Source organism: Streptomyces sp. ISL-43, assembly GCF_018614195.1.
Classification (GTDB): Bacteria; Actinomycetota; Actinomycetes; order Streptomycetales; family Streptomycetaceae; genus Streptomyces.
On record NZ_JAGGOT010000051.1, the window covers coordinates 158,593 to 174,822 of the forward strand.

Here is a 16,230-nt window from a genome sequence, read left to right on the forward strand (position 1 = left end):
GGTGCCTGGGGTGCGGTGTTCACCCTGCCCCCGCTCCAGCCGGGCGAGAGCGGGCCTTCGGACGTCCCGGCCGTCCGAAGGCCTTGCCGTCGTACGGGTACGCGTGCCCCGGTGTCTCAGGAGGCGGGCGTGAACTTCGCCGCGGCGGGCGCCGTCGAGGCCTCCTTCACCACCTTCATGCCGCCCGGGACCGTCGCGTCGGGCTTCATGATCACGCTCTGCCGGGTCGAGGGGGCCTTGGGGTCCGAGAAGTCGTGGGTGATGCCGAAGCCGTTGTCGTAGGACTTCAGGCTCAGCAGCGCCTTGCGGATGCCCTCGCGGGTCAGGTCCTTGTCGGCGCAGGCCTTCTTCAGCACCTCCCCGAAGAGCGAGCCGGCGGTGAATCCGGCCACGACGCCGTTGTCGAGACCGGCATCCGGGTACTCCGCCTTGTACGCGGCGGCGAGCGCGGCCGGACCCGCCTCGGTGGAGCCGATCGGCAGGGCCGAGGAGGCGACGTAGTAGTCCTTCTGCAGTGCCGCGCCGGCCGGGGTGGCCAACAGCTGGGGCGAGAAGGCCGAGTTGTTGCCGACGAACGGTACGTTCCACCCCCCGGCCGCGGCGACCCCGACGAGCGAGGCGGCCTGGCGGGGGCCGGCGCTGACGACCACGGCCTTGACCCCGGCCTGCTTGAGTGCGGCGACCTGGGCCGTCATGTCGTTGTCGGTCGGCTTGATCTTCTGTTCGACGATGGTCAGCCCGGCTTCCTTGGCCGCGTGCTTGGCCCCGGTGAGCGCGTTCTCGCCGTAGTCGCCCTCGAAGTAGACGTGCCCGACCTTGTCGCCCGAGGCGATCCGCTTCTGGTCGAGCAGGAAGCCGATGGCGTTGACGGTCTCGATGTCGTACGTCGCGCCCACCGTACGGATGTACGGACTGCCCAGCAGCGAGGCGGACCAGGCCTGCGGGATGACCAGGCCCTTGTCCTGGCCGTCGATCCGCTGCTCGACGGCGGCGACGAACGGCGATCCGATGAACTGGGTGAAGCCCAGCACCGTGGGCTCCAGCTCGGTGTAGGCGGCGAGGGCCTTCTGGGGGTCGTAGCCGTGGTCGCGCACGGTCAGCTCGATCGTGCGGCCGCAGATGCCGCCGGCCGCGTTCGCCTGCTTGACCCAGAGCTGCTGCGCCTGGGTGACGCTCTTGCCGAGCGAGGCGTAGACACCGGTCATGTCGGTGAGCGCGCCGAGCCGGATGACCGTGTCGCTCACCCCGGCTCCGGCCTTCACGCCGCCGGCCGCGGGCTTGTCACCGGCATCGGTCTTGGCCTTGCCGCTGCACCCGGCGGCGCCGGTCAGGACGAGTGCGGCCGCCAGGGCCGCGGTACCGAGCCTTCTTGTGTTCACGTGCGCTCCTTCGGGAGTGTGGACCGGGTCCGGACGATCCGGGTGGTGCCGCCGATGCGGGCGAGGCCGCCGGGGAGGAACAGGACGACCACGACGACGGCCGCGCCGTAGAGGTAGCGGGAGGCCTCGCCCGGGGAGACCCCGCCGGTCCCGGGCGCGGACACCAACGGGAGGCTGTCGCTGTACCGGGCGAGGAGCTGGGGCAGCAGGGAGACGAAGACCGCGCCGACCACGGCGCCCGCGACCGTGCCGAGGCCGCCGATGACGATCATGGCGAGGTACTCCAGGGACAGGACCATGCCGAAGTAGTCCGGCACGGTGCGCTGGAAGACCAGGGCGAGCAGTACGCCGGCCAGCCCCGCGTACATCGACGACAGGACGAAGACGGCGGCCCGGGTCCGGGCGACCGGCACTCCCATCACCCCCGCGGCGATGCGGTGGTCGCGCAGGGCGTTCATGGCACGGCCGGGCCGGCCGCGCAGGATCCCGCGCGCGAACAGGGAGCCGGCGAGGAGGGCGGCGAGGGCGACGTACCAGAGCTTCTCGGCGGACTGGAAGGGGACGGCGGCGATGACGGTCTCGGTGTCGTCGAAGGTGAGGCCGAAGAGGGACAGCGGCTCCACGGCGCGACCGTTGAAGCCGCCGGTGAGGCTGGTGGCGTTGAAGAGCAGGTGCTGGCCGATGAAGATCAGCGCGAGGGTCGCGATGCCGAGGTACGCGCCGCTCAGCCGGCCCGCGATCGGGCTGAAGAGACCGCCCGCCGCCCCGGCGACGGCGACGGCGAGGATCGCGGCGAGCCAGCTGGGCAGGCCGAGCCCGACGAGCGTGTGGCCGCCGGCCGTGCTCCCGTCCCCGGCGAGCGCGCAGTAGCCGTACGCGCCCACGGCGAGGAAGAAGGCGTGGCCCATGGACAGTTGACCCGTGGCTCCGGTCAGCAGGTTGAGCCCGATGGCACCGATGGCGGCGGCCATGGCGAAGAGCCCGGCCTGCAGCCAGAACCGGTCGAGGTAGAAGGGCAGCGCGAGCAGCACCGCGCCCGCGGCCGCCGCCGCCACCGTCCGGGTCCGGGTGCGGAGCCACCCGGGCCGGACGGTCCTCCCGGCAACGGCGCCCGGCGGGCGCGAGTTCCCCGCCGCACGACTCGGGGGAGTGGGTGTGGGTGTGGGTGTGGGTGTGCGGGCCGGGTCCTCGGCGTGCCCGGCGGGGCTCCGGGTGTCAGACACGGGCGAGCTCCTTCGTACCGAAGAGTCCGGCCGGACGGACCAGGAGGACTGCGACCATGACCACGTACGGCGCGAGGTCGCCGATGCCCCGGCCGAGGAAGGCCAGCTGGCCCTGGTAGCCGGTGGCCAGCGCCTCGGTGACTCCGACGATCAGTCCGCCGGCCAGAGCGCCGGTGGTGGAGTCGAGGCCGCCGAGGATCGCCGCCGGGAAGGCCTTGAGCGCGGCCAAGGAGGTGGCACGCTCCAGGCCTGGCGTCGGGAAGACCGTCAGGAAGAGCGCGGCGACGGCGGCCAGCGCCCCGGCCACCGCCCAGGCGGCGAGCGAGACCCGCCCCAGGCGCACGCCCATCAGCGCGGCGGTCTCGGGCCGTTCGGCGGCGGCGCGCATCGCCACCCCCCAGGAGGTGTGGCGGAACACGAGCAGGAAGACGGTGATCAGCAGGCCGGCGGCCAGGATGGCGGCGATCCGGGTCTGTGCCAGGGTGACGGGGCCGAGATGGACGACGCGGTCGCCCCACGGGTCGCCGAGCGGCAGCACGTCGGTGCCGATGCGCCGGGTGAGGTCGGTGATGAGGAGGATGTCGACGCCGATGGTGACGATGGCCAGCACGCTCTGGTCCTGGCCCCGGTAGCGCCGCATCACCAGGAACTCGATGGCCGCCCCGACCGCGGCGGCCGCGAGGGTGCCGACCGCGAGGGCGGGCCAGAACCCGAGCTCCTCGTGCAGGGTCGCGGTGACGTACCCGCCGGCCAGCAGCAGGGAGGCGTGGGCGAAGTTGACCACCTCGGTGGCCTTGAAGATGATCACGAAGCCGAGGGCGATCAGCGCGTAGACGGTACCCATCGAGATTCCGCCGATGAGCAGTTCGAGGAAAGTGATCACGCGGCCGGGTCCTCCTCTCCGAGGTACGCGCGGATCACCGCGGGATCGTTCTGCACCTGCGCGGGAGTCCCGCCGCCGATGCGCCTGCCGAAGTCGAGTACGGTCACCGCGTCCGCGAGCCGCATCACCACCCCCATGTCGTGTTCGACCAGGACGATCGAGATGCCGAGGCCGTCCCGGACGCCCGCGATGACGGCGGCGGTGCGGCGGCGCTCGTCCGCGGTCATGCCGGCGACGGGTTCGTCGAGGAGGAGCAGCCGGGGCTCCATGCACAGGGCCCGGGCGAGCTCGACGAGCTTCTGCTTTCCGTACGGGAGGGAGCCCGCCGGGGCCCCGAGATCACCCTCCAGACCGACGAACTCGGCGATCTCCCGGACGCGTTCGCGGTGCAGGCGGTCCTCGCGGGCGGCGGCGGGCAGCCGCAGTCCGGCGGCCAGGAACCCGGACCGCATCAGCCGGTGGCGGCCCAGGAGCAGGCTGTCGGCGACGGTGGTGTGAGGGGGGAGCGCCAGGTTCTGGAAGGTGCGGGCGATGCCCAGGGCCGCGACGTCGTGCGGCGCCAGGCCGGTGAGCTCGGCGGTTCCGAAGCGGACCCTGCCGCCGGTGGCCCGGTAGACCCCGGAGAGCACGTTGAAGCAGGTCGACTTGCCCGCCCCGTTGGGTCCGATGACGGCGTGGACGCTGCCGGGGTCCACGGTGAAGGAGACACCGTCGAGTGCGGTCAGGCCCGCGAAGCGGACGGTGACGTCGGTGACGGCGAGCGGCGGGGGAGGGGATGGGGAAGGCGGCGGGGAAGGGGAAGGCGGCGGGGGAGGCGACCAGGACGCGGTCACGCGGACCACCTGCGCAGCTCGCGGGGCGCCCCGGCCGGCGCCCGCACCGGTGCTGCCTCGTCGGTGATGCCGAGATAGCGGCGGCGGACCTCGTCGGAGGCGGCCAGCTCGGTGGCCGGGCCGTCGAGGGTGACCTCGCCGACCTCCAGGACGTAGGCGTGGGAGGAGAGGCGCAGGGCCAGGGCCGCGTTCTGCTCGACGAGGAGCACCGAGGTGCCGGAGGCGTTGATCTCGGTGACGGTCTTCGCGATGGAGGCGGCCATCTTGGGGGCCAGCCCGAGGGTGGGCTCGTCGAGGAGCAGCAGACGGGGGCGGGCCATCAGCGCCCGGCCCAGGGCGAGCATCTGCTGCTCGCCGCCGGACAGCAGGCCGGCGCGCTGCCGGGACCGCTCTGCCAGTACGGGGAACAGCTCGTGCACCCGGCCGAGGGAGCGAGCCACGTCCGCGCGGGACCCAGAACGGGCGCCCAGCGCCCCGCAGCGGAGGTTGTCCGCGACGGTCATCCGCGTGAACACCTGCCGTCCCTCGGGGACTTGCACCACGCCGGCGGCGACCACCCGGTCCGGGCCGAGCCCGTCCAGCGGCCGGCCGTCGAAGCTGATGGTCCCGTCCGTCACGGCGCCCCGGTGGAACGCGAGCGTCCGGGACACCGCGCGCAGCAGCGTCGACTTTCCGGCGCCGTTCCCGCCGAGTACGACGACCACCGCGCCGGCGGGCACGTCGAGCGATACGGACCGCAGCGCCCGGACCGGTCCGTAGCCGGCGGACAGCGCACGCACCTGTAGCGAAGCCACGTCCTCTCCCTTCTCTGGGCGGCCTTGTGCTGGCGCACACCCCAGCACCGGGCCGGGCCCGCGTCCACGGGCCGATGCGGAATCGCTGCCGATGACCAGCTGCGGACGGAGTGCGTTGTGCAAACGCACAGACCTGCTGCGCGGGCCGCTGACGGGGGCCGGGGCGGATGGCATCCTCGGCGGCCATGGGCGGACGCAGAACGCGCACGGAACAGGAATGGTCGGTCCTGCTGTCGGCCGCGGACGTGCTGATCGGCAGCATCTCCGGACTCACCGACCAGCTCATCGAGGACCTGGCGAAACACTCGCCGCTCTTCGACCTGGCCGTACCCCGCGACGAGCACTGGCAGCAGGTCAGCGAGGCCATGCACTACGGGATCGAGGCGTTCGCCGCGCGCCGGTCCGCACCGCGCAAGGACCTCCTGTACGCCGAGGAGCTGGGCCGCAGGCGGGCCGAGCAGGGACTTCCGCTGGGCCTGCTGCTGTACGCGTACCGCAGGGCGGGCCGCCTCACCTGGGACGCCCTGCTGGACATCGTCACCGAGAAGGATCCGGAGGCGCTGCCCGTGCTGGCGCGCGCCGCCGGTGCCATGTGGGCGGGCATCGAACAGCAGGCGACCGCGACGGCCGAGGCCTATCGGACGGCGGAGCTGGAGATGCGGCGGCGCAGCGACGAGCGGGTGCAGGCCTTGCTGGACGCCCTGCTGGAGGGAGACGCCACGCCCGGGCTGGCCGCCCGGACGGCGCTCGCCCTGGACCTGCCGGAGCAGGGGAGGTACGCGGTGGTGGTGCTGCCGGCGGACCGGGGCGACGAGGTGCACCGCGTGGTGGCGGCGCGCGGGATGCGGCTGTTCTGGCGGATGCGCACGGAACGGGAGCTGGCGGTCGTGGCCTTGGGCGACTGCTCGCCTGCCGACCTGGCGACTGAGCTCGCGGACCGCTGCCCGGGACCGGGGGGAATCAGCCCGGCCGTGGACGGGCTGGCCGAGCTGGGCCGGGCGCGGCGGCTGGCGGAGACGGCGCTGCGCACCTGCGGGCAGGACGAGCGGGTGCTGGTGCAGCTGGCCGACCGGCTGCCGACGGCCCTGGTGGTCCGTCAGCCGGAGCTCTCGGCCGAGCTGGTCCTGTCGGTGCTGGGCCCCTTGCTGGAGCTGGATCCGGCGGACAGGGCGATGCTGCTCGAGACCCTGGACGCCTGGCTGGCCGCGGAGGGCTCGGCGGGCCGTGCGGCCGTCCGCCTGTACTGCCACCGCAACACGGTTTTCAACCGCCTGCGCCGACTGGAGCACTTGACCTCGCGCTCGCTGTCCCGGCCCCGTGATCTGATCGCGCTGACCCTGGCCCGGGACGCCTACAGGCTGTCGGGAGGCTGACCGGGCCCGGTCCGCCACGACCGGGAGCCCCTGGCAGCCGGCCGGCGGCCCGAGACGGCGAATTCAGGTCATGTACATGTCGACCAGCAGGGGCATGGGGTCACTTAGGTTAGCCTGCCCTTATGATTTCCATATCTTTGGCCGCCGAGGCCGGTTACGCCGTGCCCCCGCTGTGGCGCATCCTCACCAAGGCCGGCTACTTCATCGGCCTTTCCGGAGCCATCGGCGCCACCGTGACCTACGCGGCGTCGATCCGCCCCGCCCTGCGCGCACCGGAGAACGACCGCGGTGACGTCGGTGTCATAAGACGAAGAACGGCCGGGTACCTCGCCTGGGCGGGCGTGGTGCTGCTGGTCGCGGGCTACTTCCAGCTCGCCGGCCGCGTGGCCCGGGCCGGCAAGGGCATGCCGTTCGGTGAGGCCCTCGCGCCGGGGCTGATCTGGGACTTCCTCCGCGCGCCGGCGGCGAAGGGGGCCTGGATCGCGCAGGGCACGATCTACCTGGTCCAGAACCTCGTGCTGGTCCTCGCGTCCGCCGTCCTGATCTCGCTGTTCCTTCCCCGTGCGCGCCGGCGCCTCGACGCCCTCGCGCTGACCGCCCTGCCCCTGACGCTCGCGGTGACGCTGGTCGCCGCGGTCCCGGCAACCAAGCCGAAGGACGCGGACAAGTGGCTGGACCTCGTGTTCAGCCAGACGCACATCGTCAGCGGCGTGGTCTGGGCCGGCGGCCTGACCCTCCTCGCCACCCTCGCCGGCGCACGCGGCCGCCTGAGCCAGGACGCGGGCGCCCTGTGGGCGGACGTCTGGGGCCGCTTCGCCTTCGTCGCCCTGACCTGTGTCGGCGCGGTGTTCACCTCCGGCCTGTGGCTGAGCTGGAAGCACGTCGGCTCCGTCAGCCAGCTCTGGACGACGACCTACGGACTCTTCCTGCTCGTCAAGATCCTGCTGGTCCTCGGCATGGTCACGGCCGGCGGCGTCAATCAGTTCTGGCTGATGCCCCGTATCGCCCGGGCCCGCCGCGACGACGCCACGTCCTCCCTCCTGCGCCTGACCCTGGGACACTTCCCGAAGGTGGTCTGGGGCGAGGTGGCCCTCGGGATCGCCGTCCTGGCGATCGTCCCCTTCCTCGGCGGCTCGGCCCGCTCCGAGGCGGGCAGCCCCTCGGTCGTGTCGAGCGGCAGCGTCTTCGCGATGGGCGCCGTCCTCGTACTCGCCCTCGCCGCTTCGCTGTACATCACGGTCAGGACCTCCGACGCGCTCGCGCGACGTACGGCTCCGGCGGTGTCGTGACACCGGCGGGTCGTTGCCGAACAGGGCTCAGCTGCCGGCGCCGAGCCGATCGCGCTGGATCCGGTGCGCGAGGGAGCGGCGCACGGACGCCGGTGCGGTGGTGGTCGCCTCCGACGGAAGGTCGAGACCGCGGCTGATCTCGTCGTACGCGGCCTGGCAACCGGTGGGCAGGACCGCCCGGTGCAGCCTCAGGTCCTCTTCGACGAGACGCCGCAGCTCGTCGACGTTCTGCGGCGTGAAACGCTTCTTCCCCCGGGTGAGGGCGTTGACGTAGCGGGTGCAGCGGGCCGTTTCCTGACAGGCCTCGGAGATCTCCTCGGCGAGGCCCCACAGGCGTCCTTCGAGCCAGGGGGCGTCGTACTGGCCGAGGGAGAGCCCCATCGGAGGCTCCGGGGCATCGGTCTTGTGCTTCGCCACCTGTTTGGACACGGCGGGCTGGCTCATGTCGGTGAGCTGCGCGATGCGTTCCTGCGTCCAGCCGAGGCCCACGAACACTTTGATCATCTCGGCGCGCAGCTTTCGCATCTCCTCGCCCGCGCGGATGACCTCGTTCATGCCGGCGAGCATCCGCCCGGCCTGTTCCTCGGTCAGCGTCTCGGGGATCCGGTACGTACTCTCTTCGGCTGCCACAACCCAGTTATATCCCAGAGCGTCCTGTCCGCATAACCGAGTTGTATAACTCGGTTATGGCTGGCAGGATCCACCCCATGCCTACTTTCTCCGCAGCTGACGGAACCCAGCTCGCCTACCGTGTGACCGGTGACGGCGACCCGCTCGTCTGCATCCCCGGAGGCCCTGCGGACTCCGCGTACCTCGGCGATCTCGGCGGCCTGTCCGCGCACCGTCGGCTGATCGTCCTGGACCTTCGCGGCACCGGCCGTTCCGCGATTCCCGAAGACACCTCCTCATACCGCTGCGATCGCCTGGTCGAAGACGTCGAGGCGCTACGCGTGCACCTCGGACTGCCCCGGATGGACCTGCTCGGCCACTCCGCCGGGTCGAACATCGCGACGCAGTACGCGGCCCGGTACCCGCGGAACGTCGGCAAGCTCGCTCTCATCGGCCCCAGCGCCCGGGCCGTCGGTGTGGCGGTCAGCGGGGAGACCCGACGGGAGCTCGCCCGGCTTCGAAGGGAGGAGCCGTGGTTCCCGGCGGCGTTCGCCGCCCTGGAGGCGATCACCGAGGGAACGGGCAGCGACTGGGAAGCCATCGCCCCCTTCTTCTGGGGCCGGTGGGACGCGGCGGCCCAGGAACATCAGAAAGCCGGCCGGCCGAGCAACCAGGAGGCCGTCGCCCTCTTCGCGGCCGAGGGTGCCTTCGACCCGGAAACCACTCGGGCGGCGCTCGCCGCCTTCGGAGCGCCCGTTCTTCTGCTCACCGGGGACGTCGACTTGAACAGCCCGCCCGCGATGATGGCCGAGCTCGCGGAGGTCTTCCCTCACGTCACGCTCGCGGTGCAACCGGGGGCGGGCCACTATCCGTGGCTCGACGACGCCGAGCCGTTCGTGGCGGCCACGACGGCGTTCCTCGCGGCATGACGTGACGCGCCCGCTGGTGTCCGAAGTGACAGGGCGGGGCCGGCCGTGATCACCAGACGACGATCCCGCCACCCTCGGCTTTGGTCATGCCACGTCCAACGAATTGCCGGCCGGGTCGAGCAGCAGCTTCGCGGCCACCGCCGCCCCATCGGCGCGGATCCTGCCGGCCACGGCCTTCGCTTGTGCCCGGGTCTCGGGGGTGAGGGCCGTCCTGAGCGCGGCCGACAGGGACTCGAAGGTCGGGGTCGGACCGTCGTGTGCGGTGCCGATGCCCAGGTCGGACACCCGGCGGGCCCAATAGGGCTGGTCCACGAACTGGGGTACCGCCACCTGGGGCGCACCTGCCCGGGCGGCCGTCGTCGTGGTGCCCGCGCCGCCGTGGTGCACGACGGCGGCCACCCGGCCGAACAGTGCCTGCTGGTTGACCTCGCCGACCGCGAAGCAGTCGTCCTTGTCATCGATCAGCGCCAGGTCGGCCCAGCCCTGGGACACGAGTACGCGACGCCCCTGCGCGCGGACCGCCTCGATGGCCACCTGGGCGACGTCCTTCGAGGCGCCCATCGGCATGCTGCCGAAGCCCACGTACACGGGTGGCGCGCCGGCGTCCAGGAACTCCACCAACTCGGCGGGCAGCGGGCGTTCGTCCGGCAGGATCCACGCGCCGGTCTGCACGACGTCGAGGTCCGACGGCTCCTGCCACGGGTCCAGGACCGGGTCCGTCGCCAGCCACGGCCGGCCGGTCAGGACGTGGTCGCGGACGTTGTCCACCGGCGGCAGTCCGATCGAGGCCCGGTGGGTGTTGAACACCACCCCGAACACCGCGTTCATGGTCTCGATGTCCAGGTCCCACAGCACCCGGTTGTCGGTCACGTCCGGCGGCAGGGGGTGGCCCGGGTACGGATGCGGAGGGTGGTGCGGCGACGGCAGGACGGCCGGCTGGAGTGCCGCGTACACGTAGCGGATGCCCAGCTTGTCGGCTACCGACCGCGCGCCGGCCGCGGACGGGAACAGCCCGGTCGCCACCAGCACATCACAGTCCTCGGCGGCCGCGGAGAGCGCGTCGAAATACGCGGCGATGATCTCGGCTACGCGCCTGGGAAAGTCCGCCGGCGACGGCCGCGCAGCCCCGGTCACCATCGGGCGCACCGCCGGGCCGGCCTGCACCAGCGGTACGCCGACACCGGCCAACAGTGCCGCGAACTCCTCGTCCGGCGGCGCGCACACCTGTACCTCCGCGCCGAGTTCCCGCAACCGCACGGCGAGTCCCGCCATCGGTTCGACATCCCCGCGCGATCCGCACGTCGACAACAACACACGCATGAAGTGACTCTCGTTTCCGTGGATTCCGGCTTCGATCGCCGATTCTGCGGGACGACCCGGGTCTTGCGGCAAGCCCCCCGGTGGGCTATATCTTGATCATGGAACAGGGTGGATGCTCCCCGTTCCTTCATCATCCGCGGGGTACGGACCACGTCCTCGCGAAGGTCCCGCCCAGGCAGTCGTCGAGGGCGCCCAGGTCGGCGCCGAAGTAGCCGCCCGGGCCGCGCGCGGACGGGCGCCAAGCGCTGACGGTGATCCACAGCGGCAGCTGGGCGAACGGCGAGCCCCGGCCATCCTGTACATCCAGGACGGCTTCCCCCAGATCCAGCGCCCACAGGGTCTTCGCCGACAGCGCCCGCCGCAGCTCGTCACTTAAGCCCTGGGGCGGGGACAGCGTCCCCGCGGCCCGATCAGCGGCCATCGCCCGCTCCGCGCACGGGCTCCTGCCCGGTGCCGCGGCAATCCGGGCAGTCCATTCCGAGACCGCACTCCATGCACCTCCGGCTGTGCGTGCGGCCCTCGGCGCCGGCGCCCGCTTCGAAGCCGTCGCGCATTGCCTTGAGGACGGGACGCCCCCCGAAGGCCTGACGCGGCTCGGTGCGCCAGCCCGCCGCTACGAACGCGTCGTTGGCGGCTGCGGCACCGGTCTCGTACGGAGTGTCGGGCAGGAACAGGGACAGCGAGAACCGCTTGCCCATCGCTCCGCCCACGCTGTACCGGTCGTCGGTCCGCTCCTTGACGCGCGGTTCGACGCCGGGCGCGACGGATGCCGCGACGGCCCGCACCTCCTGGCGCAGCCAGTTCACCGCCCGCTCGAACTTCGCGGCCCCGCCCTCGATTTCCCCGCTCATGGCGACCTTCCGCTCCCACTCTACGAACCTGCGCGAGCCCGGCGACTATGCTGATCATCCTTTCCGGCCGTGAGGGGGAGCATGATCGACGTCGACGGGTATCTGGCCGTGCTGGGGGTGGCCCGGCCGGCGGCCCCGACCATCGAGGCGCTGTGGGCACTGCACCGGGCGCAGGTGGAGCGGGTCGCCTACGAGAACCTCGACATCCATCTGGGGCGGCCGACGGGCATCGGCGCCGCGGAATCCGTGGCCCGGATCACGCGCGGGCGCGGCGGCTACTGCTTTCACCTCAACGGGGCCTTCGGCGCGCTGCTGACGGCCCTCGGCTACGACGTCACCCTGCACCGGGCCGGGGTGCAGGGCACCCCCGAGGCCCCCGCGGGCGCGGCCGGCGACCATCTCGCGCTCACCGTGCGGCTCGACGGCGAGCGGTGGCTGGTCGACACCGGACTCGCCGGCGGAATGCACGAGCCGCTGCCGCTGCGCGAAGGAAGCTACACCCAGGGGCCGTTCACCTACGCGATGGCTCCGTCGGTGGCGGTGCCCGGCGGCTGGCGGTTCACCCATGACCCCCGCGGCGCGTTCACGGCGATGGACTTCGCGCCGGACCCCGTGGAGCTGTCCTCGTTCGCCTCGGAGCACAACCGGCTGTCCACCTCCCCCGAGTCCGGCTTCGTCCGGGTCCTCACCGCCCAGCTCCGCGGCGCCAAGGGCGTGGACGTGCTGCGCGGCTGTGTGCTGCGCCGGATCGACGCCGGGGGCACGGACGAGCGGACCATCGACTCGGCCGACGACTGGTACGACGTACTGGCCGGCGTGTTCCGGTTGGACCTGACCGACGTCGACGCCCCCACGCGGGCGGAGCTGTGGCACCGCGTCCACACGGCGCACCAGGAGTGGGAGGCCGAGGGGCGGCAGTGAGGGGTGCCGGGAGTCGAGCGCGACCAGCCGGTCCACACCCGCCCGCGCCCGGGAGACCCTAGCTCTGCGGGACGTCCTTGACGAACACGATGCCGTCGCTGTCCGCCAAGTGGGCCGGGTCGAGCGGGGCGTAGCCGAACCAGGGGGACACGCGGGGCGCGGGCCGGGGGTCGTCGAGGGCGGTGGCCAGCCGCCGGGCGTCGATGACGTAGCGGTCCTCCGGGAGCGCGTACAGGAGTCCTTCGACGGTGTCCGGCGGCGGCGCGTCCACTCCCTGGTGCCGGATCGTGCCGAGGGCCGTGGCCACGAAGGCGTACTCCTCGCCGAGCTGGGCGCTCACCAGCGCACCGGCGCTCCACCACTCCAGTGGCATCCCGCCCATCCGCATCGTGCTCTTCTCCCGTTGGAGATGGGAGTTGTGGGCGTGGACGAGTGCCGGGCCCCGAGCGGCGACGGCGAGGAGGTTGTGGGCCATCATCTGGTCCCGCAGGCCCACCAGCCGGGTCATGCGGGCCGGTGAGGCGTCGGCCATCCAGTGGTGGTAGCGCAGCAGACCGGTCGCTGTGCGCCCGTACAGGCGTGCCCGGTCCCGGTCGTCGGGCGAGGTCTCCGTGATCAGGTGCGGCGTCTGCGCGTCCAGCAGCGCCACCAGATCGTCGGCGAGCAGCCGCAGCCGACCGGCCTCTGCCGACTGCCCCACGGACTGGGCCGGGTCCATCATCGCGGCGGGACGGGTCCACCGGTCGTCGGTGCCGAGCAGGCGGTCGAGGGTTTCCGCGGTGCAGGGGAGCAGGCCCGCGTCCACCCGGGCAGAGAGGCAGCCGTGGAGTGCGGTGAGGGCCTGCCGGGGGCTCGCGGCGCCGGTGATCTCCAACGGGCCGTCGAAACCGGCGAAGCGGAGTCGCTCGGACGCGGGCCGGCCGTCGTTGTAGGCGCGCATCCAGCGCACGAGTTCGCGGTTGGCCGCGGAGGTGCCCCAGCCGTGGCTGAATCCGTGCTCCATGACCTCGTCGAGGGTGCCCGTACCCGAGGTGACGTAGTCGTCCACGACCAGGCCCGCCATGCAGTCGCTCTCGATCGCGATCGTCCGGTAGCCCTCCTGCTCGACGAGCTGCCGGAAGAGTTCGTTGCGCAGGTCGAGCAGCGTGTCCTCGCCGTGGGTGGGCTCGCCCAGGGCGAGCAGCCGCGGCCGGGCCGGGAGCAGTCCCATGACGGCGGCAGCCTCGACGGCATGGACGGAGTCCTTGATGTCAGTAGCCATGCCTTCAACGCTATCGTTGAACCTTCGGTTGAAACTTTTGCGCGATATCGGCGGGAAAATGGGGAAGAACCTTCAAACCGGAGATCGGCTCAGGCCGATCGACCTCGCACGCGGCCACGGTCTGTCCACGCAGGCCATCAGGAACTACGAGGAGGCCGGCATCCTTCCGGCCGCCGGGCGCACGTCGCACGGCTACCGCACCTACACGCCGCTCCACGCGCTGGCTCTGGGCGCGTTCCTCGCGCTGCTCCCCGGCCACGGCCACCAGAGGTCGACGTCGATCATGCGGGCGGTGAACGAGGGCGAGATCGATGAGGCCTTGCGCCTCATCGACGAGGGCCACGCCCAGCTCCTCGACGACCGGCGGACGCTCCAGGCCGTGGAGAGCGCCCTCCGCGACCTGGAACCCGCCGCCGCGTCCGGGCCCGACGCGGAGTCCTCGCCCGGCGGCACGTTCATCGGACCGCTGGCAGGGCAGCTCGGGATCCGGTCCGCGACGCTGCGCAAGTGGGAGCGTGCCGGGCTGGTGAGGCCGCGCCGCGATCCGCGGACCGGATACCGCGTCTTCGACGAGGCCGACGTACGGGACGCCCGGCTCGCCCACCAGCTCCGGCGGGGCGGCTACCTGCTGGAGCAGATCGCCCCCCTGATCGCCCAGGTGCGGGCGGCCGGCGGGCGGGAGCCGCTGGAGGCCGCCCTCGGCGACTGGCGTGGCCGGCTGTCCGCCCGCGGGCGCGCGATGCTGACCGGGGCCGCCGGGCTGGAGGCCTACCTCCGCGAACGCGGGTCCCGCGTCTCCCCTTGAGGCAGGAGCCGCCGCTTGACCTGAAGTCCGGTTGAGGTCCTACCGTCGATCACGTTGATCACCACCTGACGACAGGGGACGATTCGTGAACCGCGATACCGGAGCCACATTCGACCGGGCACTCGTACTGGGCCCGGGAGGCCTGGTCGGCACGGCATGGATGACCGGGTTGGCCGCCGGACTGCGCCGCGGCGGGGTGGATCTCGGCGGAGCCGACCTGACCGTCGGAACGTCGGCAGGTGCGATAGTCGGCGCGCTGTTGGCCACCGGCCAGGACCTCGACCGGCTCGCCGCCCCGGCACACCAGCCGAGTCCGGCGGCCGCCCGGCACAAGGTGGACGCCGCCGTGATGGGTGCCGTTTTCGCCGTACTGGGAGAAGCAGGGCTGGAACCCGGGGAGGCCCGGCGCCGAGTCGGCCGCATCGCCCTCGACCACGCCGACTCCGACCCCGATTCCGACTCCGATGGCGAGCAGGCGCTGCTCGCCGGGCGGGGAGCCCTGATCGGCTCGAACGCCTGGCCGCCGGAACGGCAGTTGCTGATCACCGCGGTGGACGCGGTCACGGGTGAGCCCGTGGTGTGGGACCGCACGAGCGGCGTTCCGCTGGTGCGCGCGGTGGCTGCGAGCAGCACCTTCCCCGGAGCGGAGCCGCCTGTCACCATCCAGGGGCGGCGGTACATGGACGGCGCTCTGCGCTCGGGGGCGAACGCGGATCTCGCGGCCGGGGCCCGCAGGCTGGTCGTCATCGAGCCGCTGGCGCACCTGTTTCCGCGCGAGGCGCTCGAGCAGCAACTGGCCGCCGTCGGGGCGCAGACCGTCGTGACCGTCGGCCCCGACCCGGATGCGGTGCGGGCCTTCGGCTCCGACCTGTACGACCGGGCGAACTGGGAGCCGGCGTACCGGGCGGGTCTTGACCAGGCGACCGCCACCGCCGAACGGCTCCGTACCGTGTGGAAGACGGCGTCCGGCACGGCCTGACCGCCGGCCGAGCAGCGCTCGCGATCAGGTGCGGACGGGGAGATCCGCCCCTGGTCGTCGGTGCGCTCAAGCAGCGTGTTCGGCCAGGGCCGCGTCGACCGCCGCCTCGGCGTGCAGGCGGGCGGTGGGGAAGACCGGTACGGGGCTGTCCTCGGGGCCGATCAGGAGCTCGATCTCGGTGCACCCCAGGATGACGCCCTCAGCGCCCTCGGCGACGAGGTCTTCGACGACCCGCCGGTAAGCCGCACGCGACTGGTCGCGGACGACGCCGAGGCAGAGCTCTTCGTAGATCACCCGGTGCACGAGTGCCCGTCCGTCGGGATCCGGGACCCGGACGTCGAGCCCGCCCGCCGCGAGGCGGCCCCGGTAGAAGTCCTGCTCCATGGTGAAAGCGGTGCCCAGCAGCCCCACCCGGCGCAGTCCCGCGGCGCGGACGGCGGCTGCCGTGGCGTCAGCGAGGTGGAGCAGCGGCACCGAGGTCGCCGCCTCGACGTGGTCCGCGACCTTGTGCATGGTGTTGGTGCAGATGAGCAGTAGATCCGCTCCGGCCGCCTCCAGCGACCGGGCGGCGCCGGCCAGGACCTGGCCGGCCTCCTCCCAGCGGCCCTGGACCTGCAACTGCTCGATCTCCGCGAAGTCCACGGAGTAGAGCACGCAGCGAGCGGAGTGGAGCCCGCCGAGCCGCTCGCGCGTCCGCTCGTTGAGGATCCGGTAGTACTCGGCCGTCGACTCCCAGCTCATTCCGCCGATCAGCCCGATGGTCTTCATGCTCGTGTCCACA

17 protein-coding genes are annotated in these 16,230 nt (G+C 72.4%); 6 read left to right on the forward strand and 11 right to left on the reverse strand.

Annotated features, from left to right (window positions below; genetic code table 11):
• Nucleotides 1-116 precede the first annotated feature (116 nt).
• The 5 genes from J7F03_RS27900 to J7F03_RS27920 all read right to left on the reverse strand — a co-directional run bounded on the left by J7F03_RS27900 (nt 117) and on the right by J7F03_RS27920 (nt 5,112).
• Nucleotides 117-1,379: an ABC transporter substrate-binding protein gene (locus tag J7F03_RS27900; RefSeq protein WP_214954228.1), complete on the reverse strand. Its 1,263-nt coding sequence runs from the start codon at nt 1,377-1,379 to the stop codon at nt 117-119.
• Entirely contained in the window at nt 1,376-2,602 is a 1,227-nt protein-coding gene (locus J7F03_RS27905) for a branched-chain amino acid ABC transporter permease (protein WP_308379995.1), read from the reverse strand. The genes J7F03_RS27900 and J7F03_RS27905 overlap by 4 nt, the downstream gene beginning before the upstream one ends.
• Nucleotides 2,595-3,485 carry a branched-chain amino acid ABC transporter permease gene (locus J7F03_RS27910; protein WP_214954230.1) on the reverse strand — a complete coding sequence of 297 codons (891 nt, stop codon included), beginning with the start codon at nt 3,483-3,485 and terminating at the stop codon, nt 2,595-2,597. The genes J7F03_RS27905 and J7F03_RS27910 overlap by 8 nt, the downstream gene beginning before the upstream one ends.
• Entirely contained in the window at nt 3,482-4,210 is a 729-nt protein-coding gene (locus J7F03_RS27915) for an ABC transporter ATP-binding protein (protein ID WP_251072609.1), read from the reverse strand. The genes J7F03_RS27910 and J7F03_RS27915 overlap by 4 nt, the downstream gene beginning before the upstream one ends.
• A gap of 104 nt (nt 4,211-4,314) precedes the next feature.
• A complete protein-coding gene (locus J7F03_RS27920; protein ID WP_214954234.1) occupies nt 4,315-5,112 on the reverse strand; it encodes an ABC transporter ATP-binding protein in 798 nt (265 codons plus the stop codon).
• 185 nt (nt 5,113-5,297) lie between these two features.
• Here J7F03_RS27920 and J7F03_RS27925 point away from each other — a divergent pair, with 185 nt between their 5' ends.
• Together J7F03_RS27925 and J7F03_RS27930 are read left to right on the forward strand one after the other, a co-directional pair.
• Entirely contained in the window at nt 5,298-6,485 is a 1,188-nt protein-coding gene (locus J7F03_RS27925; RefSeq protein WP_214954236.1) for a CdaR family transcriptional regulator, read from the forward strand.
• A gap of 122 nt (nt 6,486-6,607) precedes the next feature.
• Complete coding sequence (locus tag J7F03_RS27930; RefSeq protein WP_214954238.1) at nt 6,608-7,774, forward strand: copper resistance D family protein; 1,167 nt, start codon at nt 6,608-6,610, stop codon at nt 7,772-7,774.
• Nucleotides 7,775-7,801: 27 nt separating this feature from the next.
• On the opposite strand, the gene J7F03_RS27935 is transcribed toward J7F03_RS27930, so the two are convergent.
• Complete coding sequence (locus J7F03_RS27935; RefSeq protein ID WP_308379996.1) at nt 7,802-8,404, reverse strand: sigma-70 family RNA polymerase sigma factor; 603 nt, start codon at nt 8,402-8,404, stop codon at nt 7,802-7,804.
• A gap of 77 nt (nt 8,405-8,481) precedes the next feature.
• Here J7F03_RS27935 and J7F03_RS27940 point away from each other — a divergent pair, with 77 nt between their 5' ends.
• Nucleotides 8,482-9,312, forward strand: a complete 831-nt coding sequence (locus tag J7F03_RS27940) for an alpha/beta fold hydrolase (protein WP_214954240.1) — start codon at nt 8,482-8,484, stop codon at nt 9,310-9,312.
• 84 nt (nt 9,313-9,396) lie between these two features.
• Here J7F03_RS27940 and J7F03_RS27945 read toward each other — a convergent pair whose 3' ends face one another.
• The 3 genes from J7F03_RS27945 to J7F03_RS27955 all read right to left on the reverse strand — a co-directional run bounded on the left by J7F03_RS27945 (nt 9,397) and on the right by J7F03_RS27955 (nt 11,483).
• On the reverse strand, nt 9,397-10,632 hold the full coding sequence (locus J7F03_RS27945) for a glycosyltransferase (RefSeq protein ID WP_214954242.1): 1,236 nt from the start codon (nt 10,630-10,632) through the stop codon (nt 9,397-9,399).
• 130 nt (nt 10,633-10,762) lie between these two features.
• Entirely contained in the window at nt 10,763-11,053 is a 291-nt protein-coding gene (locus J7F03_RS27950) for a hypothetical protein (protein WP_214954244.1), read from the reverse strand.
• Complete coding sequence (locus J7F03_RS27955; RefSeq protein ID WP_214954246.1) at nt 11,043-11,483, reverse strand: hypothetical protein; 441 nt, start codon at nt 11,481-11,483, stop codon at nt 11,043-11,045. Before J7F03_RS27955 ends, J7F03_RS27950 begins: the two co-directional genes overlap by 11 nt.
• Nucleotides 11,484-11,564: 81 nt before the next feature.
• Here J7F03_RS27955 and J7F03_RS27960 point away from each other — a divergent pair, with 81 nt between their 5' ends.
• Nucleotides 11,565-12,404, forward strand: a complete 840-nt coding sequence (locus tag J7F03_RS27960; protein WP_214954248.1) for an arylamine N-acetyltransferase — start codon at nt 11,565-11,567, stop codon at nt 12,402-12,404.
• Nucleotides 12,405-12,462: 58 nt separating this feature from the next.
• On the opposite strand, the gene J7F03_RS27965 is transcribed toward J7F03_RS27960, so the two are convergent.
• Nucleotides 12,463-13,665: an erythromycin esterase family protein gene (locus J7F03_RS27965; RefSeq protein WP_214954250.1), complete on the reverse strand. Its 1,203-nt coding sequence runs from the start codon at nt 13,663-13,665 to the stop codon at nt 12,463-12,465.
• 58 nt (nt 13,666-13,723) lie between these two features.
• Here J7F03_RS27965 and J7F03_RS27970 point away from each other — a divergent pair, with 58 nt between their 5' ends.
• Complete coding sequence (locus tag J7F03_RS27970; protein WP_214954252.1) at nt 13,724-14,470, forward strand: TioE family transcriptional regulator; 747 nt, start codon at nt 13,724-13,726, stop codon at nt 14,468-14,470.
• 85 nt (nt 14,471-14,555) lie between these two features.
• On the forward strand, nt 14,556-15,449 hold the full coding sequence (locus J7F03_RS27975) for a patatin-like phospholipase family protein (protein ID WP_308379997.1): 894 nt from the start codon (nt 14,556-14,558) through the stop codon (nt 15,447-15,449).
• A 66-nt stretch (nt 15,450-15,515) separates the two neighbouring features.
• On the opposite strand, the gene J7F03_RS27980 is transcribed toward J7F03_RS27975, so the two are convergent.
• Complete coding sequence (locus J7F03_RS27980) at nt 15,516-16,217, reverse strand: aspartate/glutamate racemase family protein (RefSeq protein WP_214954352.1); 702 nt, start codon at nt 16,215-16,217, stop codon at nt 15,516-15,518.
• Nucleotides 16,218-16,230 lie beyond the last annotated feature (13 nt).